This window comes from Pseudomonas sp. HS6, assembly GCF_023375815.1.
Lineage (GTDB): Bacteria > Pseudomonadota > Gammaproteobacteria > Pseudomonadales > Pseudomonadaceae > Aquipseudomonas.
Map to the genome: position 1 here is coordinate 4,320,098 of NZ_CP067412.1, position 22,429 is coordinate 4,342,526.

The 22,429-nt window shown below is 57.8% G+C and carries 23 protein-coding genes; 7 read left to right on the forward strand and 16 right to left on the reverse strand.

Annotated features, from left to right (window positions below; all coding sequences use genetic code 11):
- Nucleotides 1-6 precede the first annotated feature (6 nt).
- The 10 genes from tssG to tssA all read right to left on the reverse strand — a co-directional run bounded on the left by tssG (nt 7) and on the right by tssA (nt 9,320).
- On the reverse strand, nt 7-1,014 hold the full coding sequence (tssG, locus tag JJN09_RS19545) for a type VI secretion system baseplate subunit TssG (protein ID WP_007954381.1): 1,008 nt from the start codon (nt 1,012-1,014) through the stop codon (nt 7-9).
- On the reverse strand, nt 978-2,765 hold the full coding sequence (gene tssF / locus JJN09_RS19550; RefSeq protein WP_249483123.1) for a type VI secretion system baseplate subunit TssF: 1,788 nt from the start codon (nt 2,763-2,765) through the stop codon (nt 978-980). The genes tssG and tssF overlap by 37 nt, the downstream gene beginning before the upstream one ends.
- A gap of 147 nt (nt 2,766-2,912) precedes the next feature.
- A complete protein-coding gene (locus JJN09_RS19555) occupies nt 2,913-3,194 on the reverse strand; it encodes a hypothetical protein (protein WP_236187594.1) in 282 nt (93 codons plus the stop codon).
- A gap of 134 nt (nt 3,195-3,328) precedes the next feature.
- Nucleotides 3,329-3,718, reverse strand: coding sequence for a hypothetical protein (locus tag JJN09_RS19560; RefSeq protein ID WP_249483125.1), 390 nt, complete (start codon nt 3,716-3,718; stop codon nt 3,329-3,331).
- 20 nt (nt 3,719-3,738) lie between these two features.
- Nucleotides 3,739-4,707: a DUF6402 family protein gene (locus tag JJN09_RS19565; RefSeq protein ID WP_249483127.1), complete on the reverse strand. Its 969-nt coding sequence runs from the start codon at nt 4,705-4,707 to the stop codon at nt 3,739-3,741.
- A 57-nt stretch (nt 4,708-4,764) separates the two neighbouring features.
- On the reverse strand, nt 4,765-5,289 hold the full coding sequence (locus JJN09_RS19570) for a PAAR domain-containing protein (RefSeq protein ID WP_249483129.1): 525 nt from the start codon (nt 5,287-5,289) through the stop codon (nt 4,765-4,767).
- Nucleotides 5,290-5,300: 11 nt separating this feature from the next.
- Nucleotides 5,301-5,708 carry a type VI secretion system baseplate subunit TssE gene (gene tssE, locus JJN09_RS19575; protein WP_085708830.1) on the reverse strand — a complete coding sequence of 136 codons (408 nt, stop codon included), beginning with the start codon at nt 5,706-5,708 and terminating at the stop codon, nt 5,301-5,303.
- A gap of 9 nt (nt 5,709-5,717) precedes the next feature.
- Nucleotides 5,718-7,193 (reverse strand): type VI secretion system contractile sheath large subunit, encoded by a 1,476-nt coding sequence (gene tssC, locus JJN09_RS19580; RefSeq protein WP_249483131.1) that lies wholly within the window; start codon nt 7,191-7,193, stop codon nt 5,718-5,720.
- Between the two features lie 28 nt (nt 7,194-7,221).
- On the reverse strand, nt 7,222-7,725 hold the full coding sequence (gene tssB, locus JJN09_RS19585) for a type VI secretion system contractile sheath small subunit (protein ID WP_096817191.1): 504 nt from the start codon (nt 7,723-7,725) through the stop codon (nt 7,222-7,224).
- Nucleotides 7,726-7,757: 32 nt separating this feature from the next.
- A complete protein-coding gene (gene tssA, locus JJN09_RS19590) occupies nt 7,758-9,320 on the reverse strand; it encodes a type VI secretion system protein TssA (protein WP_249483133.1) in 1,563 nt (520 codons plus the stop codon).
- A 715-nt stretch (nt 9,321-10,035) separates the two neighbouring features.
- On the opposite strand from tssA, the gene tssI reads away from it, so the two are divergent.
- From tssI to JJN09_RS19615, 5 genes are all read left to right on the forward strand, one after another.
- Nucleotides 10,036-13,377: a type VI secretion system tip protein TssI/VgrG gene (gene tssI / locus JJN09_RS19595; RefSeq protein WP_249483134.1), complete on the forward strand. Its 3,342-nt coding sequence runs from the start codon at nt 10,036-10,038 to the stop codon at nt 13,375-13,377.
- Nucleotides 13,370-14,059 (forward strand): DUF2931 family protein, encoded by a 690-nt coding sequence (locus JJN09_RS19600; protein WP_249483135.1) that lies wholly within the window; start codon nt 13,370-13,372, stop codon nt 14,057-14,059. The genes tssI and JJN09_RS19600 overlap by 8 nt, the downstream gene beginning before the upstream one ends.
- 81 nt (nt 14,060-14,140) lie before the next feature.
- On the forward strand, nt 14,141-14,773 hold the full coding sequence (locus JJN09_RS19605) for a CDP-alcohol phosphatidyltransferase family protein (RefSeq protein WP_249483137.1): 633 nt from the start codon (nt 14,141-14,143) through the stop codon (nt 14,771-14,773).
- Entirely contained in the window at nt 14,760-15,359 is a 600-nt protein-coding gene (locus tag JJN09_RS19610) for a 1-acyl-sn-glycerol-3-phosphate acyltransferase (protein ID WP_249483138.1), read from the forward strand. Before JJN09_RS19605 ends, JJN09_RS19610 begins: the two co-directional genes overlap by 14 nt.
- Nucleotides 15,356-16,300 (forward strand): phosphatidate cytidylyltransferase, encoded by a 945-nt coding sequence (locus tag JJN09_RS19615; RefSeq protein WP_249483139.1) that lies wholly within the window; start codon nt 15,356-15,358, stop codon nt 16,298-16,300. Before JJN09_RS19610 ends, JJN09_RS19615 begins: the two co-directional genes overlap by 4 nt.
- Here JJN09_RS19615 and JJN09_RS19620 read toward each other — a convergent pair whose 3' ends face one another.
- The 5 genes from JJN09_RS19620 to JJN09_RS19640 all read right to left on the reverse strand — a co-directional run bounded on the left by JJN09_RS19620 (nt 16,301) and on the right by JJN09_RS19640 (nt 20,196).
- Entirely contained in the window at nt 16,301-17,611 is a 1,311-nt protein-coding gene (locus tag JJN09_RS19620) for a type II toxin-antitoxin system HipA family toxin (protein WP_249483141.1), read from the reverse strand.
- The gene (locus JJN09_RS19625) at nt 17,608-17,982 is read right to left on the reverse strand and encodes a helix-turn-helix transcriptional regulator (protein ID WP_249483144.1); all 375 of its coding nucleotides are present in this window, start codon (nt 17,980-17,982) and stop codon (nt 17,608-17,610) included. Before JJN09_RS19625 ends, JJN09_RS19620 begins: the two co-directional genes overlap by 4 nt.
- Before the next feature lie 409 nt (nt 17,983-18,391).
- A complete protein-coding gene (locus JJN09_RS19630) occupies nt 18,392-18,667 on the reverse strand; it encodes an HU family DNA-binding protein (protein WP_003213368.1) in 276 nt (91 codons plus the stop codon).
- A gap of 192 nt (nt 18,668-18,859) precedes the next feature.
- Complete coding sequence (locus JJN09_RS19635) at nt 18,860-20,008, reverse strand: NAD(P)/FAD-dependent oxidoreductase (RefSeq protein WP_249483145.1); 1,149 nt, start codon at nt 20,006-20,008, stop codon at nt 18,860-18,862.
- Nucleotides 20,009-20,028: 20 nt separating this feature from the next.
- Nucleotides 20,029-20,196, reverse strand: coding sequence for a rubredoxin (locus JJN09_RS19640; RefSeq protein WP_007954349.1), 168 nt, complete (start codon nt 20,194-20,196; stop codon nt 20,029-20,031).
- A gap of 199 nt (nt 20,197-20,395) precedes the next feature.
- On the opposite strand from JJN09_RS19640, the gene JJN09_RS19645 reads away from it, so the two are divergent.
- The gene (locus JJN09_RS19645) at nt 20,396-20,947 is read left to right on the forward strand and encodes a chorismate lyase (RefSeq protein WP_249483147.1); all 552 of its coding nucleotides are present in this window, start codon (nt 20,396-20,398) and stop codon (nt 20,945-20,947) included.
- Complete coding sequence (ubiA, locus tag JJN09_RS19650; RefSeq protein ID WP_249483149.1) at nt 20,947-21,837, forward strand: 4-hydroxybenzoate octaprenyltransferase; 891 nt, start codon at nt 20,947-20,949, stop codon at nt 21,835-21,837. The genes JJN09_RS19645 and ubiA overlap by 1 nt, the downstream gene beginning before the upstream one ends.
- A 64-nt stretch (nt 21,838-21,901) precedes the next feature.
- On the opposite strand, the gene JJN09_RS19655 is transcribed toward ubiA, so the two are convergent.
- Nucleotides 21,902-22,279, reverse strand: coding sequence for a hypothetical protein (locus tag JJN09_RS19655; RefSeq protein WP_249483150.1), 378 nt, complete (start codon nt 22,277-22,279; stop codon nt 21,902-21,904).
- Nucleotides 22,280-22,429: the final 150 nt, after the last annotated feature.

Consider the following 22,429-nt stretch of genomic DNA (forward strand, 5'->3'; position numbering starts at 1 on the left):
ACGTCCTTAATGAATTTTGCTGCCGAGGGTCACCACGCCGTCTGCTTTTTCGCAGCCCAGCCAACTGGTCCACCCCAGGCGACAGTCGTTCTTCTCGCCAATGCGCAGTTCGCGGATTTCTTCCGGGCGCAGCACCAGGCGAATGTCGTAATCGAGCGGGTCACGCAAGGTGAACCGCACCAGCGCGCAGAGCGGCTGGTAACCGAAACCGATGGGCAGGAATTCGTGGAATCGCTCCCAGTCGAGTTCGGTGATGTGAATGCGGAATTTGCCGCTGCGGTCGCGCACGTGTTCGCCCAGTACCAGGTCTTCACCCAGCACGCTGTTGGCGAAACCGAGGCGGTTGCGCTGTTCTTCGAGGATTTCCACGCGGCGCTCGATGCACTGCTCGATGACCAGGTCTTCGTGCTTGAAGTAGTAACGCAGCACGGCTTCGATCAGCGCCGCCGAGTGCGCCCGCAAACTGAGCAGGCCGAGGTACGGCAGCAGGCGTTTCCAGTTCAGTTCCTTGGCCTTGCGGATCTCGTCACCGCCGAGGCCGATCAGGGCAAACAGCTGCGACGAAAACGGATCGACCGCGCCACTCTGGAAGCTCGCGCGATAGCGATACTTGCGCCAGATCGGCAGCATCAGCCGTTGCAGGCGATGGTGGAACAGGTCGAGGAAATTGCGCGTCGGGTTGCCGTCTTCGCTGTCGCCCAGGGCTTGCTCGCCATAGAACGCCGGGAGCGGCGAGCCGGAACCGACCAGGCCGATCAGGTTGAAGCGCAGGCGCGCGCGCATCTGCCCGTGCTCTTCGAAAAACTCGACACGATCGACATCGCTGCGCGGAAATCCGAGGCTCGGGTTGGCCTGGAATTCCAGCTGGTCGTACAGGTCGTCTTCGCTCAGGTACGGGTGCGCATCGCGCAGCCGGTCGATCACCAGCAGCACGGCCTGAAACAGCGAGTACTCGCGTATTACCTTCGTCAGCCCGCTTAAAGCAGGGGCTGCAGGCCCATACGTGGTGTCCATTGGTACACCTCTCCCTGTGTGCTTTTTACCCGCAGCTCGTGGAATGAATTGAGACTGGCGTAAAGCGCGAAAAACTCGTTGAGAACCGAGGCAAAGACGAACAGGTCGCCCTCACCGATATACCCTTCCGGGTCGATGGTCAGTTCGGTGCGCAAACCGCGCACCGGCAGACCACGGTGCAACCGGTCCACGTGGTGATGCTTGATCAGTTTCAGACCGCCCAACAGGCGTTTGCTGACCTTCTCCGCGTGCTGGTCGTAGTAGCGCGGCAGGTCGTAGGTTTCGAGAATCACCTTCAGTGCATTGACGTCGGCCAGCGACAGATAGTTGAGCGACATGTTGCTGATCAGCTTCCACAGGAAGTCACGGTTCAGCGGCGGCGCAAAACTCGAAGTGGCGGGGGTGATGTTGCGGAAACTCAGGAACTCCGGGGTCTCTTCGCAGGCCATGCAGATCTGCCCGAGCTTGAGTTTGCGCGGCAGGTTCTGGTTGGTGCAGACCAGTTCGATCGACAGGGTTTCATGGGCTTCGGTGTGGCGGATGCCGAAGCTCAAATAAGTGTCGAGGCCGTCGTGCAGCAGCGACGAGCGCTGGCGGATGCTGTAATGCGGACGGCTGTTGGGCACGTCGAAGCTCGGGTCGTGCTCGAAGGATTCGAATGGCACGTACTCCTGATAACCGAGGCCGCCGGGCTTCCAGCCAGTCACGGTTTCCACCGAGAACACACCGCAGTTTTCCAGATCGAATTCCGCCGGCAGCAGCAGGTATTCGTCCTGCTTGCCGTCGAGGCGAATCGGCAGTGCGTCGTGCTTGAACAGGTTGACGATCGGTGTGCAGAACAGCTTCACGTTATCCAGGGTCGGACGCATGCGCATGATGCCGCTCTTGCGGATATCGAAGCGCAATTCCAGGCCGCGCATCTGCTTGAGGGTGTCTTCCGGCAGCGCCTTGAGGATGTCCAGGCCATGGACATCGACAAACAGGAACTTGTCCTGGAAGGCGAAGTATTCCTGCAGGTAGCGATAGCCCCGGAAGGTGTTCAGCGGATACGGGATCAACGCTTCTTCTTCGGCAAAGCCCACAGGTTTGACACGGTCGCCCGGAATCTTGAACGCCATCGGTTTGCCGCTCACACCATCGATAGGCTTGCCGGCGCCGTCGAGCGGAATCAGTTCGATGCCGTCGAGGTTGCGCAACAGGCTCAGGTAGAGCATCTGGCTGATGTAGCGCTCGCCGGCAAAGTGCAGGCGCAGCTTGCTCAGCTCCAGCTCGCCGAGGTGGCCGTCGGCACTCATCTCCAGGCGCAGGCTGAGCAGCGAACCGTCACCCTTCACCGAGTAGTTCAGCGCGGCCAGATCCATCGCCATGACTTCGGTCGGGTAGCAGGTACGGAAGCGGCAACGCACGTCTTCGATCGGCACGCTCTCGATCGGCGTATCACGCTCGACCTTCAGCGCCGGCCCCGAGCGTTTCAGCGGATCGAACTGCAGAATGCTGAACGCCGGCAGCGGGCGCATGTAGTTCGGCCACAGCAACTGCATCAGCGAATGGCTGAGCTCCGGCAACTCGTCATCGAGCTTCTGGCGCAGCCGCCCGGTCAGAAACGCAAAGCCTTCCAGCAACCGCTCCACATCCGGATCCCGCCCGGCCTGCCCCAGGAACGGCGCCAACGCCGGACTACGCTCGGCGAAACGGCGGCCCAGTTGGCGCAGTGCGGTGAGTTCGCTTTGGTAGTAGTGGTTAAAGGACACGGGTTACCTGCCTGGTAGTGGAACTCATCAAAAAAATATCCTGTAGAGCGCGACTCTCAGTCCGGACACCACCTAGCCCACGATGAGCAAGGCGACGGCTCCTCGCACACGGTTCACAGACATTGCGAAAATCCATCGCCCTCATAATTATTGGTCCTTCGATTTTTCAGGTGTCATCGCCATGCTGGTGTGCAGATAAAGCTCGACACCATCAAACCCGACAATCCCGGCAGCACTCAGCGGATAGCCGTCTTTTGTGCCATAGCGAACCCAGCCTTCTGACCATATCTCGCCGCTTTCGTGACGGACTTGCACGTAGTAGTCCGGGGCCTCGGCTTTGGCGATCTCGACAAATACGCCACCATCTTCAGCCCCCACCCAATGTGCGTTGGGGTGAGCGATCAACGTCGGCGGGTTAGATCGTTCCATTCGCAGCAATACTGCTAACAAAACCAAAATCGTTAGAAGCCCAACGGAGCTAAGGAAAGCAACAAGCAACTTAAGGGCTGGATGCGCTCTGTTGGTGCAATTGCACAATGCTCCCTCTTTCCTTAGCCAAAACATCAATTCTCCAGCACCTTGTAAGGTGTATTACTGATAAACAGATCAAGCCAATGTTTTCTCGGATTAGATAGCGCCAACGTGAATTCCTTGCTTCCCTTATCCAGCTCAATGAATACAACACCGACCGCCTCATCATCCTCATCGGCATTCATATCCAGTGAAACATCAGAAAACAGAGGAGTTCGATAAGTACGAGCAGGATTATTCAAATCCGTAAAGCGCAAGTACACCGAATCTCGTGGAGTCAAAAGCGAACTCGCCGGAATAGACTCTATAAGATATTGCCCGGACGGACTCTTTTTTGAGACATCAGGCGCACGACTCAAAATACCATTTACTACAAAAGCAACAGTGATTACCAAGCTAGCCAGCAGCGCTGCAAAATTCATAAAAAACTTACGCCATGAGATCACTTAGAAACGACCTCAATAGGAGCGACTGATACACTTTCGTACAAGATGTCCGAATAAACGCGAAAGTCTCCGCCTTTTTTATTTTGATCCCGATAGTCACGAAAATCGCTATTTTGAACAAGTATGTAATGCTTGCCTTCCAACTCTCTATAACGACGTACTGCTTCTTCTTTTTGCTGGGGGGATTGCTGCCCAGTGACCTGCTTGTACGTGGACTCGGCCATCACAGAATTCATTTCGGCAGCCAGTTTGGCGTTTGTTTTAAAACCGACGGCGGGATCAGTAATCACTTTATCAGAGTTCCAGTAGCCTAGAACCTGACTAAAAAGAGCAATGCCATCATTAAAGTCGTAAGCATCTTCAATATAAAAACCAATTTTTGATGGCGTAAATACAATGTTCTTGCCTGTCACGACGACTGAGCCTTCGGCAATGACGCGCAAGTTGAAGTTAGCGAGCGCTGCTCGAAGCTCGTTTAGGTCATCAGCCCCGGTCTGTTTGAACTCGACAACTTTATTATTGGAGTAACCAAATTTTTCAGCAGCACTTGCCACCCCATTAAAAGCCAGTGGGTAACAGCCAGGAGCACTATTGGAAAAAGCCTTGCGCAATCTCTGCTTTATCAGATCGGTCCCAAGCGGGCTATTCCAATTCGCCTTCAGTTGTTTGAATGCGGTACTTGCACGCTCAAACCCAAGGACCCAACTCATTTTTACAATGGACTCTTCGATGTACTCTGCCGGTGAAAAAGCTTCATGCCTTTTAACAGCATCATCCATCCCACCACTTTCGTTTGGCCATGGTTTGCCATTGAACCAATGGGCCATCAGATCCGCTGCAACAGGCCAGTTGAGTTTTCTCATCGTGTTTGGAATATCAGTAATCTTGTACTGACGTGCAGTAGCAGTCTGGCCGGACTTGTTACTCGCCGGAGTCATTGTCGTTGCTACTGTCGTTGCAGCCATCTTCATATCCCTCTGATATCACTTCACTCAACTTTCGCCAGCTTTGAGACTCAACAACTAAGCGAGAACAACCTTACTCTGAGGCTCTATGATCAATTCAACCGCTTCTGCGGTAACGGAAAACACTTTTTGGGTTTTCCCGTCGGCACCTGTCACACCGTTTATGATTTTCCCCGAAGCTGTTTTAAGTGTGTATTCCACCCCGGCTAGCGGCTTGCCTGTCTCTTCGCAATTGATCACGAAGTGCTCGTTAAATGGCCATTTGAGTTCAACCGGCAACGGCGGCACAAACGGCGCCGGCGAATGCGAATTCCCGATAATCACCGTCGAAGACCCCGCCGTAACCTTGTTGCCGTGGGAGCCCACGGAATCAACAGTGACAGCAGACTTGCCATTGATTTTCACCGTCGTGGCCAAACCGCCGACCATCGCACCACCACACGCGGAGGCATCGCCTTCGCGGGCGGCCGCGAGGCCGTCGAAGAACACGTCGCCCGAACCGGCGGCGATCGGGTTGGTACCGTGGCCGGGGAGCGGGCAAGCGGTGGGGTCGGATACGCGTGCTGCTGGTTTGCCAGACATCGGGGTTCTCCTTAGGTGACCTTCACTTGACCGCTGCCATCCAGGCGCGCGGCGAAACTGACCTGACGCTTGAAACCCTCGACTTCCAGCAGGCCTTCGATGCTGAAGGCCAGGCGGAGCTGGTCGTGGTCTCGCGGCAGGGAAATGACACGCACGTTGCTCAGGCGCGGCTCGTAGGCTTCGATGAAGCTTTCGATGGCCAGGCGGGCCTGACTCAGGGAGTCGTGCAGGCTCAGGCGCATGTCATTGAGATCGGGCAACCCGTAGTCGGACAGCGTTTGCACGCTGCCGGCCCGGGTGCTGAGCATTTTGGCCAGATGGGCAGCCACTGACGCCATGGCAGAAGCCTCGAGGCTTCTGCCCTTGCGTAGTTCCGCGTCGCCGTTGAGGCGTTCGAAAAGGCTGCCGTATCCGTCCATGAGTCGCTCTTACTCTTTGTCCAGCTTGCCAACCAGCGACAGGGTGAAATCGGCACCCATGTACTTGAAGTGCGGGCGCACGTTCAGGCTAACGCGGTACCAGCCCGGCTCGCCTTCAACGTCGCTGACGATCACTTGCGCAGCGCGCAGCGGACGACGGCCCCGTACTTCGGCGCTCGGGTTTTCCTGGTCGGCCACGTACTGGCGGATCCACTTGTTCAGTTCCAGCTCGAGGTCGGTACGTTCTTTCCACGAACCGAGTTGCTCGCGCTGCAGCACTTTCAGGTAGTGAGCCAGGCGGTTGACGATCATCATGTACGGCAGTTGGGTGCCGAGCTTGTAGTTCAGCTCTGCAGCCTTGCCTTCTGCGCTGATGCCGAAGAACTTCGGCTTCTGCACCGAGCTGGCGGAGAAGAACGCCGCGTTGTCGGAGCCTTTACGCATGGTCAGGGAGATGAAGCCTTCCTCGGCCAGTTCGTATTCACGACGGTCGGAAACCAGAACCTCGGTAGGAATCTTGGTTTCGATTTCGCCCATGCTTTCGAAGTGGTGCAGAGGCAGGTCTTCAACCGCGCCGCCGCTCTGTGGGCCGATGATGTTCGGGCACCAGCGGAACTTGGCGAAGCTGTCGGTCAGCTTGGTGCCGAACGCGTAGGCGGTGTTGCCCCACAGGTAGTGCTCGTGGCTGTTGGCAACGTTTTCCTTGTACACGAACGATTTGACCGGGTTCTCTTCCGGATCGTACGGGTTACGCAGCAGGAAACGCGGAACGGTCAGGCCAACGTAGCGGGAGTCTTCCGAGGTACGGAAGCTCTGCCATTTGGTGAATTGCGGGCCTTCGAAGTGATCTTTCAGATCCTTCAGGTCCGGCAGACCGGTGAAGCTTTCCAGGCCGAAGAATTTCGGGCCGGCAGCGGCGATGAACGGCGCGTGGGACATGCAGGATACGCTGGCCACGTACTGCATCAGCTTCACGTCCGGCGAGCTTGGGGACAGGTAGTAGTTGGCGATGATCGCGCCAACCGGCTGACCACCGAACTGGCCGTATTCAGCGGTGTAGATGTGCTTGTACAGACCCGACTGCATCACTTCCGGCGAATCTTCGAAGTCGTCCAGCAGGTCGTCCTTGGAGACGTTGAGGATTTCGATCTTGATGTTTTCACGGAAGTTGGTGCGGTCGACCAGCAGTTGCAGACCACGCCACGACGATTCCAGCGACTGGAAGTCCGGGTGGTGCAGGATTTCGTCCATCTGACGGCTGAGCTTGGCATCGATCTCGGCGATCATGCGGTCAACCATGGCTTTCTTGACCGGCTCACCGTTGTTCTGCGGCTTGAGCAGCTCTTCGATGAACGCCGACACACCGCGTTTGGCGATGTCGTAGGCTTCGTCGTCCGGCGTCAGGCGGGTTTCGGCGATGATGCTGTCGAGAATGCTGTACTCGCCGCTCGCGGCGCTTTTCTCTTGTGCTGCGCTAGTGCTCATTGTGTTGGCTTCCTTGGCTGCTGGATTCTCAGGCGTCCGGGGCTGCGGCGTTCAGGCCCAGCTCACCGAGTACGCGACCGCGGGATTCGTCGTCGGCGAGCACGCCTTCGATGGCTTTACGGAACGCAGGTGCGTTACCCAGCGGGCCTTTGAGGGCCACCAGCGCGTCGCGCAGTTCCATCAGCTTTTTCAGCTCAGGCACTTGCTCGACCAGGCTGGCCGGGTTGAAGTCCTTCATCGAATTGACGCGCAGTTGCACGGCCAGTTCGTCAGCTTCGCCATCTTCCTGCAGACGGTTCGGTACGCTCAGTGTCAGCTGCAGCTCTTGCTTGGCCAGCACTTCGTCGAAGGTCATCTTGTCGATGCTGATCGGCTTGCGATCCTCGATCTTGCGATCGTCCTTGCGGTGGGTGTAGTCACCGATTGCCAGCAGCTTCAGCGGCAGTTCAATCTCTTCCTGAGCACCGCCGGTGGCGGGTTTGAAGGTGACGTTGATGCGTTCCTTGGGGGCTACCGAGCCTTCTTTGGCCATGGCTTTTCTCCTTGCGGTTGTGGCCCTGGGGCCTATTCGAGTACCACTTCGAGATCGAGGTGGCACAGCCTGCGATAAATCTCTTCCTTGCGTTCACGTACGGCATGGTTCTGCGGTAACAACTCGCAGCAACTGTGCAGCAGGTGCAGCACTTCCAATGCAAGATCGGGCTCCCAGGCGTGCAGGCCTGAGTCCTGTAATGTCTGATCGAGGGTTTCGAGCTGGTTCTTGGCGAGTTCGTATTTCTTGGCCAGGAAGCACAGCCGCGCGAGAGCGAATTGCCAGAAGAAGCGTTCGCGGCCGCCGTGAGCCGATTGCAGACCCTGCTTGAGGATCTGCACGGCAGGCTTGAGGCCTTCCTTGCGCAGGATCGGCTGGACTTCTTCCAAAGCCTTTTCCCAGGCGGGCTGGGTTTCGACGTTCTCGCTTTCCACCTTGCGTGGCGCGCTGGCGCTTTGCAGATGCGGCATGACGTTGCCGGCGATCCACGCCCGGGTGGACGGATCGGCAAACGGCGCGCCGTCATGGAAACGCAGTTCGATGATGCCGGGCAGGCGCTGAATCAAAAGCGCGAAGTGGATTTCCACTTCGCGCATGGCGAGCTCGGCGTTGAGGTTCTGGAGGCATTCCCAGACCATTCGTTGCCCATCGAACCAGAACGGCGCCTTCGCCAGGCTCGCCTCCAGTTCCACCAGCAAGTCGGCGTATTTACCCTGGTCAAAACGGTCCTGATACTGCTTGAGCTTGTCGACCGGCAACCCGCGCAGCATGGTGATCTGCTCGGCGTTTCGCTCCGGCACCGCGTCGATCGTCATCCACAGCAAGGTGCGGTTGAGGCGCAGGGCGCGCAGGTCGGTGGCTTTCTGCTTGAGCCACCAGGCGCACAATGGGCGAGCGCTATCCTGCTGGGCACGCAGGGCCTTATGGGCTTCTTTCTCGTTATCGATGGGCGCGCCGGGCGCCAGCAATTGGCTGGCAGCCTGCTTGACCTGTGCCACCGCAGCGCCCACCACGCCGGGTGCCGGCTGGTTGTCGGCGGCGCGCTGGATCATGGTTTTCAGGCGACGGGAGAGCGGCAGCAGCAGCGGCGCGTCATCGCCCAGATGTTCGGTACAGGCCGCGTCGAGACCGGAAAGATGCTCGGACAACTGCCGGAACATCGGCAGCTGTTCCTTGATCGCGATGTTCTCGGTGATCACCTGCTCCAGACGCGGCACCAGCCAGCCGATGGCGGCGGCTCGGGTACGGGGTTTGAGCGGGTGAACTTCGGCCCAGTTGTTTTCCGACAAGTGGTGCAGCAAACCGAGGCCGGCAAGCAGCCCGGGGAAGGATTCACGCTGGTACAGCGACCAGGCGAGCCAGGCGCCCACACGTAAATCCTTGGATTGGGTACGCAGCAGGTTTTCGCTGTTTTCGCGGATTTTCAGCCAGTCGATCTGCCCGCTTTCGTGCATCGACGAGGCTTTGGCCAGCTCGCTTTCCAGCGCCTCGAATTCGCTCGAAAAACGAACGTCTTCGCCCGCGAAATTCTCTTTGGAAACAGAGACTTTAGCGAGTTCGAGGTAATGGGCGGAAAGTTTGCTTGAGTAGGACATCCATGGCCTTTATTTGGATTACGGTCGTGCGCCTATTGGAGTTGCAGCGGCGCGGGGACAGTATCGAAGAGCAGTGAGAAGACTCATCCAATTGAGTGTGTGCTCTTTCAAGTGCGCGCATCGTAATCACAATGATGGCCACTAGCAAGCATCCGATTAAACAACAAGACGAACTGTTCATTGGGGTGTGTAGGAGATCGCCCTATATGTGACAGGGGTTTCCCTGATATTGGTTTATATTTCACATTTTCGGCAAAAACCCCCAGAAGCATTGATTTAGAGCATCCAGTGAAAACAAACGACAGCACTAGCACGCCCGTTCCATAAATACCGAGGAAAGCATGACAAACCCGGAAAAAATTTGAAGTAGGACGCTTCCGAAAATACACCCTCATCTATTAACAAATGACTGGCGACAACTGCGAACAATAAAAGTGCCATCAAATTGATGGCAATTCATATGTTGAATACTGTTGGAATACCTGCACACAGGATTATCGCTTGGGCGTTTTATCGTCTTGAATCACTTTCCCACAGGCATTTCCCACAATCGAAACGTTGTTTTACAACGCGGAACGCTCCGACTTAAACCAGAGATTCTTCTTACATAAATTTGTTTCACACCTTGTTAGCGTGCCGGGCAATGTTCGCGTGCGCTGACCAGGGAGGGTTTCGACATCACGCCAAATCCCCTTCCCTGCTTAAGGATAAGCGCATGTCTGGAGCTGTCAGTTCTGCGCGATTTACGCTGCAGATCCCCGCCGTTCGCAACGACTTCAAGGTGTTGGCTTTCGAGGGTTCCGAGGCCGTCAGCACGCTTTATGCCATCAAGGTTGAACTCGTCAGCGAGGTCCCTGACTTCGACGTGGAAAGTTTGCTGGGTCAGCCGGCGTTCCTGCAATTCGGGCTGGATGGCGAAGGTATTCACGGGCGCATCGAGGATGTGCAGGCCGCTGAGTCGGAAAAGCGCCTGTCGCACTATGGCCTGACACTGGTTCCAGAGCTTCACTATTTGCAGTTCAGTCACGACCAACGGATTTTCCAGAACCAGACTGTCCCGCAGATCATCACGCAAGTGCTCAAACGGCACGGCATCCTTGCCGATGCGTTCAGGTTCCATGTCCAGACCTTGCCACCACGTGCGTATTGCACCCAGTACGGTGAAACCGATTTCGAGTTCATCCAGCGGTTGTGCGCCGAAGAAGGTATGGCGTGGCATCACCAACACTCGGCCGAGGGGCATCTGCTGCTGTTCACCGATGACACGGTGTTCCTGCCAACTCTGCGTGCGACTCCCTATCGGCAGGATTGTGGGATGGTGCCCGAGCACCCGGTGGTCAGCCGGTTTTCGCTGCACGCCCGAACACGCACCAGTCATGTCACACGCCGCGATTACGACCTGAAACGCCCGCATCTCTTGCTGGAAAGCCGCTTCAGCGCCGGGTTCACGCCGCGACTTGAAGACTATCGCTACCCATTAGCGATGGAGAACGAAAAACGCGGCAAACAACTTGCCCGTCAGACCCTGGAGCGCCATCGCGCCGACTATGAAACGACCGAGGGCCAGAGCAACCAGCCGACCCTGCGCTGTGGTTACCTGTTCGAGCTGACCGAACACACCCGCAAGCAATGCAACGGCCTTTGGCAGTTGCTTGAAGTCACCCACACCGGGCGACAACCTCAAGTGCTGGAGGAATCGGCCACCAACGAACTCAAGCCCACCGACGGTTTCACCCAGGGATACCGCAACAGCTTCCGCGCCATTCCTGCCGAAGTGGTTTTCCGCCCTCCACTGCCTGCGCGCCGGTCACCGTTGGTGAGCCAGACCGCTCGGGTAACTGGACCAAAAGGTGAAGAGATCTACTGCGATGAGTTCGGTCGCGTGAAGATCGAATTCCCCTGGGACCGGGCCGAGTTGAACAGCGAGCGCAGCAGTTGCTGGGTACGAGTGTCATCGAACTGGGCCGGAAACGGCTTCGGTGCCGTCACCCTCCCTCGTGTCGGGATGGAAGTGGTGGTGACCTTTCTGGAGGGTGACCCCGACCATCCGCTGATCACCGGTTGCGTGATCAACAAACTCACGCCTGCGCCTTACAAGCTGCCCGAGCACAAGACCCGAACCGTGCTGCGCAGTCGCAGCTCACCCGACACCGGCGGCTACAACGAACTGACGCTTGAAGACCGTGCCGGGCGGGAGCTGATTTATCTGCGTGCCCAGCGCGATATGGAGCGGCAGATTCTCCATGACAGTCGGCTGGAGGTTGGGCGGGATCGATGGGAAAGCATCCAGGGCAACAGCCAGACATCTGCCGGAAAGGTCATTGCCGTCGAGGCGGGACAGCAAGTGCAGATCAAGGCCGGAGCCACTGTGGTGCTGGATGCGGGCGCCAGCATCACGCTGAACGCGGGCGGTCATCACATCGTGATCGACGAGGGCGGGATCTTCAGCAGTACCGAGATTGTGACGGGTGGAAAGTTATCCGCAGGTGAAGCAACTGAAGTTCCAGCGACCGAAATGGCGGCGGCCCTGGCCGCTGGACAGGCGGCTGCCTCTACTCAAGCTCCGGAGAACAGCGAACTCGAAGAAGAGGAAGAAGAAGTCGAGTTGGAGGATGAAAAGCCTGCCGGGATTACGTTGCGGATCGGCGTGTTTTTCGATGGGACGGGGAACAATCTGTTCAACAGCGAGCAGGTGAAAGGTTGCTATGCGCGGGATGTGAATCTTGAAGAGGAAGCCGAGGACATTCAACAGTTCTGCCAGTCGCATGGGTATGACGGACAGGGCAATGTGCCGGATAGCAGTTATGGGAATGACACTAGCAATGTGGCGAAGTTGTATAGGTTGTATCGCGATGACCAAGGACGGCGACTGGTAGAAGAAGAAACCATCTGGCACCTACCGATTTACTTTGATGGCATAGGTACGAGTGCCAATGAGGACGACTCGGTGTTTTCGCAAATGACCGGCACAGGTGCACAAGGTGTATTGGCGAGAGTCAAGCAAAGCCCAGCGAGCATCATTGCCGGGATTCGCGTTTTTGAGCTGGCAAACCCGACCTTGAAAGTGGAATCCGTTCAGTTCGACATCTTCGGCTTCAGCCGCGGTGCCGCTGCTGCGAGACACTTCGCCAATGAAGTAATGAAAGGCGAGCAAAGCCCGCTGGCGCAATTACTTCCCGCGGACTCGTCACTGTTCCTTGAGAGCTTCTCCTGGCGGGCCAACATCGATGTCAGCATCAACTTCATCGGCATCTTCGACACCGCTGCCGCCATAGGCAGCATGGTCGACGGCGACTTCAGCGTCCATGACGCCAACAACCCCGAAGTCAATCTGTATCTGGCGCCGGACATTGCAAAGAAAGTTGTGCACCTGGTTGCCCGGGACGAACGCCGCCACAACTTTTCGCTCAACAGTGGTGGAAGCGCCGACATTGTGTTGCCGGGCGTCCACTCCGACTTGGGCGGCGGGTACTTACCGAATCTTGTTGAACGGGTACTGCTGAGCAAGCCGCGCTGCAGTCGCGACGTGGATTTTGATACCCCCTCGTCGTCGACCAATGCTTATCGATTGGCCGAGCAAGAACTCGGCAGGCTTCAGGACCAACTGCATCTCTATGGGCTGACGCTTCAAGTCAAAACCTGGGCGGTGGAAACGGTCAGCAACGTCAAGGGCGATCGGCGCAAATCAAAGAATGTGTATGCGGCGGTTTACAGCGAACGAGTCGTACGCAATGACCTGTCCCTGATTTACCTGCGAATCATGCGGGAGCTGGCGAGCCGGCACGGGGTCGAGTTCGAAACGATTAGCCAAGAATCTCAGAGTTACCCGTTACCGGAAGAGCTCATAGGTATCGCTCGAAAAATGATGACGTTTGCGCTGGGTGAATCCCGCAGTCTCGATCTGAGCCTGAACGAGCATGCGCTACTCGCTCAACGCTACATTCATCTGTCATCCAACTGGAATGCTGCGAAGGGACTCAACGAAACCGGGCTGAGCATCCTGTTTATCAACCGCCCCGCCGATCAGTCTGTTCGTGTGGTACACCCCAATGCGTGAGAACTCGTACATGCTCAAGATTGGCTTTGCATTGATATTCATTGTGTTGCTGGGCGGCTGCACATCCGGTGGTACAAGATCGCTGCCTTATGACGGCTGGATGCTCAGGTTTTTCACACCCGACTACATGGAGGCCTGGATCGAAAATGCTGACGTCGTGGACGTCAACAAACGCGTGTTTCTGGACGCAGCCGGAGGAGTTCCAGCCTTTGCCTATCCTCGACCGTACAGCAAAGGCGTGCCCACCACTTTCCGTGGGCAGGCACCAGGATGGCCGGAACATCCGGTAGGCAAAGGTCGACGTGTTACGGGGGCCGCGCTGCCCTATCTGGTCTTCGTCCGCTGGCAGTCTATGGCCGAACCACAGACTTACAAAGCCTTCATAAAAATCCCGGACTCAGTGCGCCAGATCATGCTCAAGGGTGAGAGAGTTTTCTGTCGGGCTGACGGCAAGTGGATCACGGATTACCGAAATATGATGGTCATCGGCCTCGCGCCAGGCGGCATCGCCAAGGTCTGGCTGGGCGGCCAGTGTCTTTTGTCGACCGAAGTCATGCGGGTCCAGGGCAAGATCGATCCCAAAGGTCCCTACGGTGGCAAGACCAACGGAAGACACAGGCAGCTCTATGAAGAATCCAAAGCCTACATCGAAAAATTCGGCATCCCCTACGATTCCTGGTGACCACCCGATTGTCAGGCACCGTCTACCGCCAGCGACCACAATAAACTCACTGCAACTCATCACTGATACGGACATTGGCAAATGGATGAAAACAGAAGGCCCATCAAGACCCGCTCGGCGGGTTGGGCGCGGCGCTTCACGGACGTACTGGTCAAGCGGGACATTTCCCCCAACCAGATTTCCGTCGTCAGCATGGTGTTCGCGCTGTTCGGCGCGGTGACGCTGAACATCGACAACGGCGTGGCCGGTTCAATCTTGTGCATCGTCGGCATTCAGTTACGGCTGTTGTGCAATCTGTTCGACGGGATGGTGGCGATCGAGGGCGGCAAGCAGTCGGCCATTGGCAGCCTGTACAACGAATTTCCGGATCGGGTCGCGGACAGTCTGCTGATTGTCGGGCTGGGCTTTGCCATCGGCCAGTCCGATCTTGGCTGGTTTGCCGCACTGGTCGCCGCGCTGACGGCTTATATCCGGGTCTTTGGCGGTTCACTTGGGCTCACGCAGAGCTTCATGGGGCCGATGGCCAAGCAGCACCGGATGGCGGTGATGACGGTGGCCTTACTGTTGAACGTGTTCGAAACCAGTTACTACGCGACGCACTACGCTTTGCTGATCGCACTGGTCGTCATTGCCATCGGCTCGGTCGCTACCTGCGTGACGCGAACCCTGGCCATCGCCAGACAACTGAAGGGGAACGCCCATGTGGATCAGTAATGCACTGATTTCGGTGCTGCGCTTCTTGATCGGCGTGACCGCCCGCTGGGAAAGCCCGCCGGACCTCACGCGCCAGCGCATTTATTTCGCCAACCACACCAGTCACATGGACACCCTGGCGATCATCGCCGCACTGCCGCCGGAAGCTCGGGTGAACGTGAAGCCGGTGGCCGCCGCCGATTACTGGGGCAAGAACCGCTTCCTGTCATACATCTCGCAGAAAGGCCTGAATGCGGTGCTGATCGAGCGCAATCCGGCGCCGGGCGTCAACGTGCTGGAGCCGATCTTCGACGTGGTGCGCGCCGGCCATTCGATCATCATCTTCCCCGAGGGCACCCGCTCGACGCAGGCGTTGCCCGGTGAATTCAAATCCGGAATCTTCCGTTTGGCCGAGACCTTCCCCGAGGTCGATCTGGTGCCGATCTACCTGGAAAACCTGCATCGCTCGATGCCAAAGGGCAAGCACGTGCCGCTGCCGATCATTTGCACGATCCGCATCGGCGATCCTTTGCAAAGGATTGAAGGCGAGGAGAAACCGGTGTTCCTGGAGCGGGCGCGTGACGCCATCGTGAGGTTGTCGAAATGAGTCTGGAAACCAAGTTCCTGTGGTTCTTCGCGGCGATCGCCGGGCTGCTGGCGGTGGCCTCGCTGATTGGCGGTGTACTGGCCAGACGCGCGAAGAGTGAGAGCTCGATCGCAACCATCGAAAACCTTAACCAGCGCGTAAATGCCTGGTGGGGGATGGTCATTATCTTCTTCGTCTCCTGGCTGCTTGGCCCCAATGCGACGGTTGTGTTGTTCGGTTTCATTTCCCTGTTTGCACTGCGCGAGTTCATCACCCTGACGCCCACGGCGCGCGGTGACCATAACGCGCTGTTTTCGGCGTTTTTCATACTGATCCCGCTGCAATACCTGCTGATCGGCACTCATTGGTATTCGATGTTCACCCTGCTGGTGCCCGTTTACGCGTTCCTGCTGCTGCCGGCGATTGCGGTACTGAGCCAGGACACCGACGGTTTTCTGGAGCGCACGGCGAAGATTCAGTGGGGGGTGATGATTTGCATCTACTGCATCAGCCATGCGCCTGCGCTGTTGTTGCTGGATCTGCAGGGTTTCCAGGGCCAGAACGCACTGCTGCTGTTCTATCTGGTGTTCGTGGTGCAAATGAGTGACGTGCTGCAGTACGTGTTCGGCAAGCTCTTCGGCAAACGCAAGGTTGCGCCGCTGGTGAGCCCGTCGAAGACCGTGGAGGGGCTGGTCGGTGGCGGGCTGTCCGCCACGCTGATCGGTGGCTGCATGTTCTGGATGACACCGTTCAGCTTCTGGCAATCGCTGCTGATGTCGCTGGTCATCGTGGTGATGGGGTTCCTTGGCGGCCTGGTCATGTCCGCGATCAAGCGCAGCCTGAGCGCGAAAGATTGGGGCACGATGATCAAGGGCCACGGCGGGATGCTCGACCGGATGGACTCGATCTGCTTCGCCGCACCGATTTTCTTTCACCTGACCCGGTATTTTTTCTCCGCTTGATCAGGCGAGGGTTTCGCCGAGATAGAGCCGGTGTGTTTTCTCGATCTCATCGATCAATCGCGGTGCAACACCTACCGATCCGGCGATCTCGCGCCAGCGCTTAACGGCAGCGCAAACTTCTTGGATGATGGCCGGGGCATCGATGCCTCGGATCTGTCTGGCGACGACCTCGAGGTCCGCGAGTTCAAACTTGTCGCGCTTGCCATTGATCGTCATCTGGTGGGTCGCGACCCAGAAACTGCCAGGCTGGTACGACCACGAAACGTCATAGGCCGGGGAAAGAGACCAAGTGCCTGCCTGATCCATCAGGAAGCTGGTGTTCTTGGTGTGGTCATCCTGATTGCGGCCCACTACGTTGAAAACCATGCGGCGGAAGTACTCTACGGCGTCACTGCGCGGCAAACCAAGAACTCGCATGACCCCGAAAGCCTCCTCGTACGAATAGCCGCCCGGCTGTTTGTAGTCGGCATGATCCATGGCACAAAGAGTGGCCATGTGGATCTTTTCACCGTCATCGGTTCGATCAAAGCGCTTGGTCAGAAAGTGGGCACGGCCACCCTCTTCCAGCAACTCACACGGGCTCATGGTGATGCCGGCGGCCTTGGCCATGAGCGAATAGGCGTACTCCACGCGGCCGAAGCCTTGCGAGTCGGCCAGGACGTCGGTGTTCTTGGCAACGTCGAATTTCAGCAGCCAGTAGGAAAACCCTTTTGGCGCCATGACTTGCCCTGAGCGGATCTCGCCAGCCGCATTCATCGCAATAACCGCTTTGGCCCGCGCACCGCCAGCGCTGGTACCGACCTGGATCAAACGTTTCAGAGCCTCATCATCGACCTGGGTATCGTGATGGGCGAGACGATCAGCCAGGCTTTCGCGTTGCGAGAGCACTTCGCTGGCGAGCTCTACCAGCGCGTCAATCTGGACACTTTCACTGGCGTTAACCGAGCCTGTGAGGGCGGGCCGATATTCGAGCCCACCCATCCCGCGCGAACCCTGATACAGGATCCTTTCAACAGGAGTGAACGTCGCTTTGTCACGTCCCTCCTTGGCGAGCCAGGCGTCGATCAGTGCGTTACCGAAATCGTCCGGCAGAGAGTCAGCCAGGATAGCCGGAAGGCCTTTGTAGGTTTCCCGGTTCAGGCCGGGAAAAGCGTATGTCTCATTGGCTGCCAAGGGCATATGGATGGGCGAGATTTCGATACCGGTTTTTACGAATTCAGGATCGTATTCGAACAATCCGAGTTCGGTGCCCTCATCCCAAAGCAGCCCCCCGACAAACCGGTCGAACAGATACACCTTTGCAGTAATCACCAATCAACCTCCTTTTTGACTTCGCTACCGGACACCGTATCGCTTGCGCTCCCTGCCGATGCCTTGCCCACCGCCCGTGTGCCGGTTGCCCGCATACGCCGGGTCCCGGCCATCTTGATCACTTGCAAAGGGCTCGGCCGAACAGGCTCTACGAGTGAAGCTGCTCTTTCCAGCTCGCCAATGACACGCAGGACGGCCAGCAGATTCACCAGGGTGCCTTTGCCATGGAGAAGGTTGATCAAGGTCTGCCGGCTGATGCCGGCTTCCCTGGCGACATGCTCCTGGCTGAGATTTTTCTTCAGGCGCAATTCCTGGAGCCGGGCACCAATGGCGCTGGCAATCGCATCGTCAGTCATGGCTTGGAGGCGCATAGTGTCTAAATTCCTGGAGCGAATGTGCAAATCACGAAGTGTGTGTATTCAATACTAGACATTGCAGAAGGATCGAGCTGCATCACACTCAATGCAATCCCTGCGTACGAAAATCTGGGCACTAATGAATAAAATGGCCCTTATGTCTCAATTTAAAGGCATTGGATCTCAGCAATATTCACACTATACGCAACACCAGCAATGCCTACATAACTAGACAATAAACAAGATATTGGCTGATAACGTATGAATATCAAGACAACATACACTCAACCAAAACAGGAATGACGGCCAGATGAGAATCGGCGGTCTCTGGAATCCTCCAGACACAAAAAATGGGCACCCGGTTTGATCGGTGTGCCCATTTTTTCATTCCGGTTCTCCCCGTGATTCAGGAAGTACGCCGCAATTATGGATTGACGCTGTCTTTCAACGATTTGCCTGGCTTGAACGCAACAGTGTTGCTGGCCTTGATCTTCACCGGCTCACCGGTTTGCGGGTTTTTGCCGGTGCGGGCACCGCGATGGCGTTGCAGGAAGGTGCCGAAGCCCACCAGCGTGACGCTGTCCTTGCGGTGCAGGGCGCCGGTGATTTCTTCGAGAACAGCGTTGAGAACGCGGTTGGCCTGCTCTTTGGTCAGATCCGCTTTTTCAGCGATTGCAGCGGCGAGTTCTGGTTTACGCATTAGTGAAGCCCCTTTGAGTCGGTTTTTTGTTGTTATGTCCGTGCTGTTCTCGTTGGAACAGCGCCCAAGGCGCCGCAGGCTCTACTCTGCGGCAGACGGGAGTGAGGATGGCACGCGGTTAAGGGCGGCGCCAGTCTCCCCGTGACCTTTGTGGGGGCAAAAGCGGGGTGATTCCGACAGAACGACCAGTATTTACGCCAGCAAGGCCGGAAGCTGTTTGTTCAGCGCGAGTTTTTCCATCACCGCCGCGCCGGTCAGGGCATAACCGAGCAATTGCCCTTCTGCGTCGTGACACAGCGCCTTGACGTCGGCGCCCTGCCCTTCGACCGTCCAGACGCCTTCGCGGCCCCGTGGTGGCGGCGAAACCACCAGTGGGCAGACCGGGGTTTTCACGGTGATCGGCATCGGCCCGTAGTTCACCGCCGTCGGGTTGCCGGCCAGGGTCTGTGCCAGCGCTCGCGCACAACTCATGAGGGGCATTACGTACAGAAGATTCAGCCCGTCGACCTCGGCGCAGTCGCCCAAGGCATAAATGTTGGCGTGAGAGGTTTGCAGGTGGCGGTCGACCATCACGCCGCGATTGGTCTGGATACCGGCAGCCGCCGCCAGATCGATCCGTGGGCGTAGGCCGATTGCCGAGACCACCACATCGCAAGGGACAACCTGGCCGTCGGACAGGTGGGCTTCCAGTCCATCGGCGACTTTTTGCAGTCGGGTCAGTACCGGGCCGAGGTGGAACCGCGCACCGAGGCTTTCCAGCCCGGCCTGCACCGCTGCCGCAGCGGACGGATGCAGCAAGGTCGGCATCACTTGCTCGCACGGTGCAACCAGTTGCACTTCATAGCCGCCGAGGATCAGGTCGTTGGCGAACTCACAGCCGATCAGGCCGGCACCGAGCAGCAACACCCGGCGCTTGCCCGCCGCCGCAGCGCGAAAACGTGCGTAGTCTTCGAGATCGTTGATCGGGAATACAAGGTCTGCGCCATCGCCTTCGATCGGCACACGCACAGTTTCGGCGCCCCAGGCGAGGATCAGGTCGCGATAGTTCACCGCTTCCTCACCGATCCACAGCCGCTTGTGGCCCGGGTCGATGCCGCTGATGCGGGTGTGCGTGCGGATCTCGGCCTTCAATTGCTCGGCCATTGCGCCCGGTTCGGCCATGCTCAAGCCGTCGGCGTCCTTGTTCTTGCCGAAGCCGGTGGAGAGCATCGGCTTGGAGTAGGAACGACCGTCATCGGCGGTAATCAAGAGCAGCGGGGTTTCGCCATCGAGTTTGCGAAACTCACGGGCCAGGTTGTAACCCGCCAGCCCGGTGCCGACGATTACGACAGGTGCGCTCATGCCTTACTCCTTGTGGGTTCTCAGTTGATTTCGATCATTTCGAAGTCCATCTTGCCGACGCCGCAGTCCGGGCATAGCCAGTCTTCCGGCACGTCCTGCCACAGGGTGCCCGGCGCGATGCCGTCGTCCGGCCAGCCATCGGCTTCGTTATAGATCAGGCCGCAGACCACACATTGCCACTTCTTCATTCAGGTACTTCCTCAGGATTCAGGCTTTAGCTGGCGCGGACGGTCGATGGTGCAGCGCTGCCGTCCGGCTCAGGGCGTTTTGTACTGATCGTACCGGCCAGATGCAAGCCTGTTCGGCGCAATGGCGGCCCGGATCAATCAAACTCGCGGTTCGCCATGGTAAGCTCGCCGCCTCATTTGCTGCCAATAATGACTCATTGTGCAACTCAAAAACGCCCCGCTGTGGCGCCTGCAAAGCCACCTGACACCCCTCCCCGACACGTCCACGCTCGACTGGCTGTTCGACGAAGGCTCCCTGACCCGCCGCCTGACGCGTCTGTCCGATGACGGCTTCAGCGTCACGCCGCTGTTCGAAGGCTGGCAGACCCTGCGCGACGACGAATGCGCGGCGCTGGACCTGGCCGAAGGTAGCGAAGGCTGGGTGCGCGAAGTGTATCTGCGCGGTCTTGGCGAGGCCTGGGTGTTCGCTCGCAGCGTTGCGTCGCGCAGCGCCTTGCAGGGCGACGGGTTGCATATGGATGAGTTGGGCAGCCGCTCGCTGGGCGAACTGCTGTTCTGCGATCACGCGTTCCAGCGCCGCGCCATCGAAGTCTGCCATTACCCGGAACACTGGCTGCCCGAGGATTCCCGGGCCACCGGTCTGTGGGGCCGCCGTTCGCGTTTCGACCGTGGCGCATTGAGCGTACTGGTGGCGGAGATTTTCCTGCCTACGCTGTGGGAAGCCGTCCGCGCCCGTCCGGAGAACTGCTGATGTATCAGAGCCTGCTCAAATCCCTGAATCGCCTGAACCCGCGTGCCTGGGACTTCATCCAGCTGACCCGGATGGACAAGCCGATCGGCATTTACCTGCTGCTGTGGCCAACGCTCTGGGCTCTGTGGATTGCCGGTAAAGGTTCGCCTTCGCTGGCCAACGTCGTGATTTTCGTCCTCGGCGTGGTGCTGACCCGTGCCGGCGGCTGCGTCATCAATGACTGGGCCGACCGCAAGGTCGACGGCCATGTGAAGCGCACCGCCGAACGTCCGCTGGCCGCCGGCAGGATCAGCTCGAAAGAGGCGCTGGTGTTCTTTGCCCTGCTGATGGGCGTGAGTTTCCTGCTGGTGTTGTGCACCAATGCCGCGACGATCTGGTTGTCGCTGGGTGGTCTGGCGCTGGCGTTCACTTATCCGTTCATGAAGCGCTACACCTATTACCCGCAAGTGGTGTTGGGCGCGGCGTTTTCCTGGGGCATGCCGATGGCGTTCACCGCCGAAACCGGTGAACTGCCGGCGGCTGCCTGGCTGCTGTGGATCGCCAATCTGCTGTGGACGGTGGGCTACGACACTTATTACGCGATGACCGACCGCGACGATGACTTGAAGATCGGCGTGAAATCCACGGCCATCCTGTTCGGCGAAGCGGACCGGGTGATCATCCTGACCTTACAGGCACTGTCACTGGGCTGCCTGTTGCTGGCCGGGTCGAAGTTCGAGTTGGGGATGTGGTTCCACCTCGGCCTGCTGGTGGCCGCCGGGTGCTACGCCTGGGAGTTCTGGTACACCCGCGACCGGGACCGGATGCGCTGCTTCAAGGCGTTCCTGCACAACCACTGGGCCGGGTTGGCGATTTTCGTCGGGATCGTGCTGGATTACGCGTTGCGCTGACGCTTGAAAAAAATCGCAGCCATCAGGCTGCGATCTTTTAACGTTTCAAATCAGTCGACGTGGATCAGTGCTTCGGCATGTGCCACATATCTTTGAAGCCTTCGCCCTTCATGTCTCCAGGCTTTTCATCTTTCATAAATGTATACAGCGGCTTGCCGTCCATAGACCATTGCATCATGCCGTCATCACGTTTGATCGGCGTGAATTTGCCTTCGGCCTTGGCACCTGCGGGAGCCATCATTGGTGGCCACATCTTGGCGCATTCACCATTACACATCGATTTGCCGCCCATGTCCTTGTCGAACGTGTAGACAGTCATACCCTTGTGATCGGTCATCATGCCGTCTTTCATCATTACCGGGTCGGCGGCGAACGCCATGGCAGGCAGAGTGACGGCAGCGGCCAGCAGCAGCGCTTTGAAGGAAGCAGTCATTTGAGTCATGGAAACCTTCTTTTGTGGTTGTCAGGATTCGGACTTAGAGCTTAGTTCAGGATTCGCACAATCGCCGCTGGACTAAAATACTGTCACACGACTGCAATAATTCCGTTATCTAATGCGGCGCAAGACAGTTAAATGACAAGAGGATTAAGG

What these genes read in the sequence shown, in the direction of transcription:
- tssG (WP_007954381.1), bottom strand. Translation starts at nt 1,014, where the DNA reads ATGGACACCACGTATGGGCCTGCAGCCCCTGCTTTAAGCGGGCTGACG.
- JJN09_RS19555 (WP_236187594.1), bottom strand. Translation starts at nt 3,194, where the DNA reads ATGGAACGATCTAACCCGCCGACGTTGATCGCTCACCCCAACGCACAT.
- JJN09_RS19560 (WP_249483125.1), bottom strand. Translation starts at nt 3,718, where the DNA reads ATGAATTTTGCAGCGCTGCTGGCTAGCTTGGTAATCACTGTTGCTTTT.
- JJN09_RS19565 (WP_249483127.1), bottom strand. Translation starts at nt 4,707, where the DNA reads ATGGCTGCAACGACAGTAGCAACGACAATGACTCCGGCGAGTAACAAG.
- JJN09_RS19570 (WP_249483129.1), bottom strand. Translation starts at nt 5,289, where the DNA reads ATGTCTGGCAAACCAGCAGCACGCGTATCCGACCCCACCGCTTGCCCG.
- tssE (WP_085708830.1), bottom strand. Translation starts at nt 5,708, where the DNA reads ATGGACGGATACGGCAGCCTTTTCGAACGCCTCAACGGCGACGCGGAA.
- tssC (WP_249483131.1), bottom strand. Translation starts at nt 7,193, where the DNA reads ATGAGCACTAGCGCAGCACAAGAGAAAAGCGCCGCGAGCGGCGAGTAC.
- tssB (WP_096817191.1), bottom strand. Translation starts at nt 7,725, where the DNA reads ATGGCCAAAGAAGGCTCGGTAGCCCCCAAGGAACGCATCAACGTCACC.
- tssA (WP_249483133.1), bottom strand. Translation starts at nt 9,320, where the DNA reads ATGTCCTACTCAAGCAAACTTTCCGCCCATTACCTCGAACTCGCTAAA.
- tssI (WP_249483134.1), top strand. Translation starts at nt 10,036, where the DNA reads ATGTCTGGAGCTGTCAGTTCTGCGCGATTTACGCTGCAGATCCCCGCC.
- JJN09_RS19600 (WP_249483135.1), top strand. Translation starts at nt 13,370, where the DNA reads ATGCGTGAGAACTCGTACATGCTCAAGATTGGCTTTGCATTGATATTC.
- JJN09_RS19605 (WP_249483137.1), top strand. Translation starts at nt 14,141, where the DNA reads ATGGATGAAAACAGAAGGCCCATCAAGACCCGCTCGGCGGGTTGGGCG.
- JJN09_RS19610 (WP_249483138.1), top strand. Translation starts at nt 14,760, where the DNA reads ATGTGGATCAGTAATGCACTGATTTCGGTGCTGCGCTTCTTGATCGGC.
- JJN09_RS19615 (WP_249483139.1), top strand. Translation starts at nt 15,356, where the DNA reads ATGAGTCTGGAAACCAAGTTCCTGTGGTTCTTCGCGGCGATCGCCGGG.
- JJN09_RS19625 (WP_249483144.1), bottom strand. Translation starts at nt 17,982, where the DNA reads ATGCGCCTCCAAGCCATGACTGACGATGCGATTGCCAGCGCCATTGGT.
- JJN09_RS19630 (WP_003213368.1), bottom strand. Translation starts at nt 18,667, where the DNA reads ATGCGTAAACCAGAACTCGCCGCTGCAATCGCTGAAAAAGCGGATCTG.
- JJN09_RS19635 (WP_249483145.1), bottom strand. Translation starts at nt 20,008, where the DNA reads ATGAGCGCACCTGTCGTAATCGTCGGCACCGGGCTGGCGGGTTACAAC.
- JJN09_RS19640 (WP_007954349.1), bottom strand. Translation starts at nt 20,196, where the DNA reads ATGAAGAAGTGGCAATGTGTGGTCTGCGGCCTGATCTATAACGAAGCC.
- ubiA (WP_249483149.1), top strand. Translation starts at nt 20,947, where the DNA reads ATGTATCAGAGCCTGCTCAAATCCCTGAATCGCCTGAACCCGCGTGCC.
- JJN09_RS19655 (WP_249483150.1), bottom strand. Translation starts at nt 22,279, where the DNA reads ATGACTCAAATGACTGCTTCCTTCAAAGCGCTGCTGCTGGCCGCTGCC.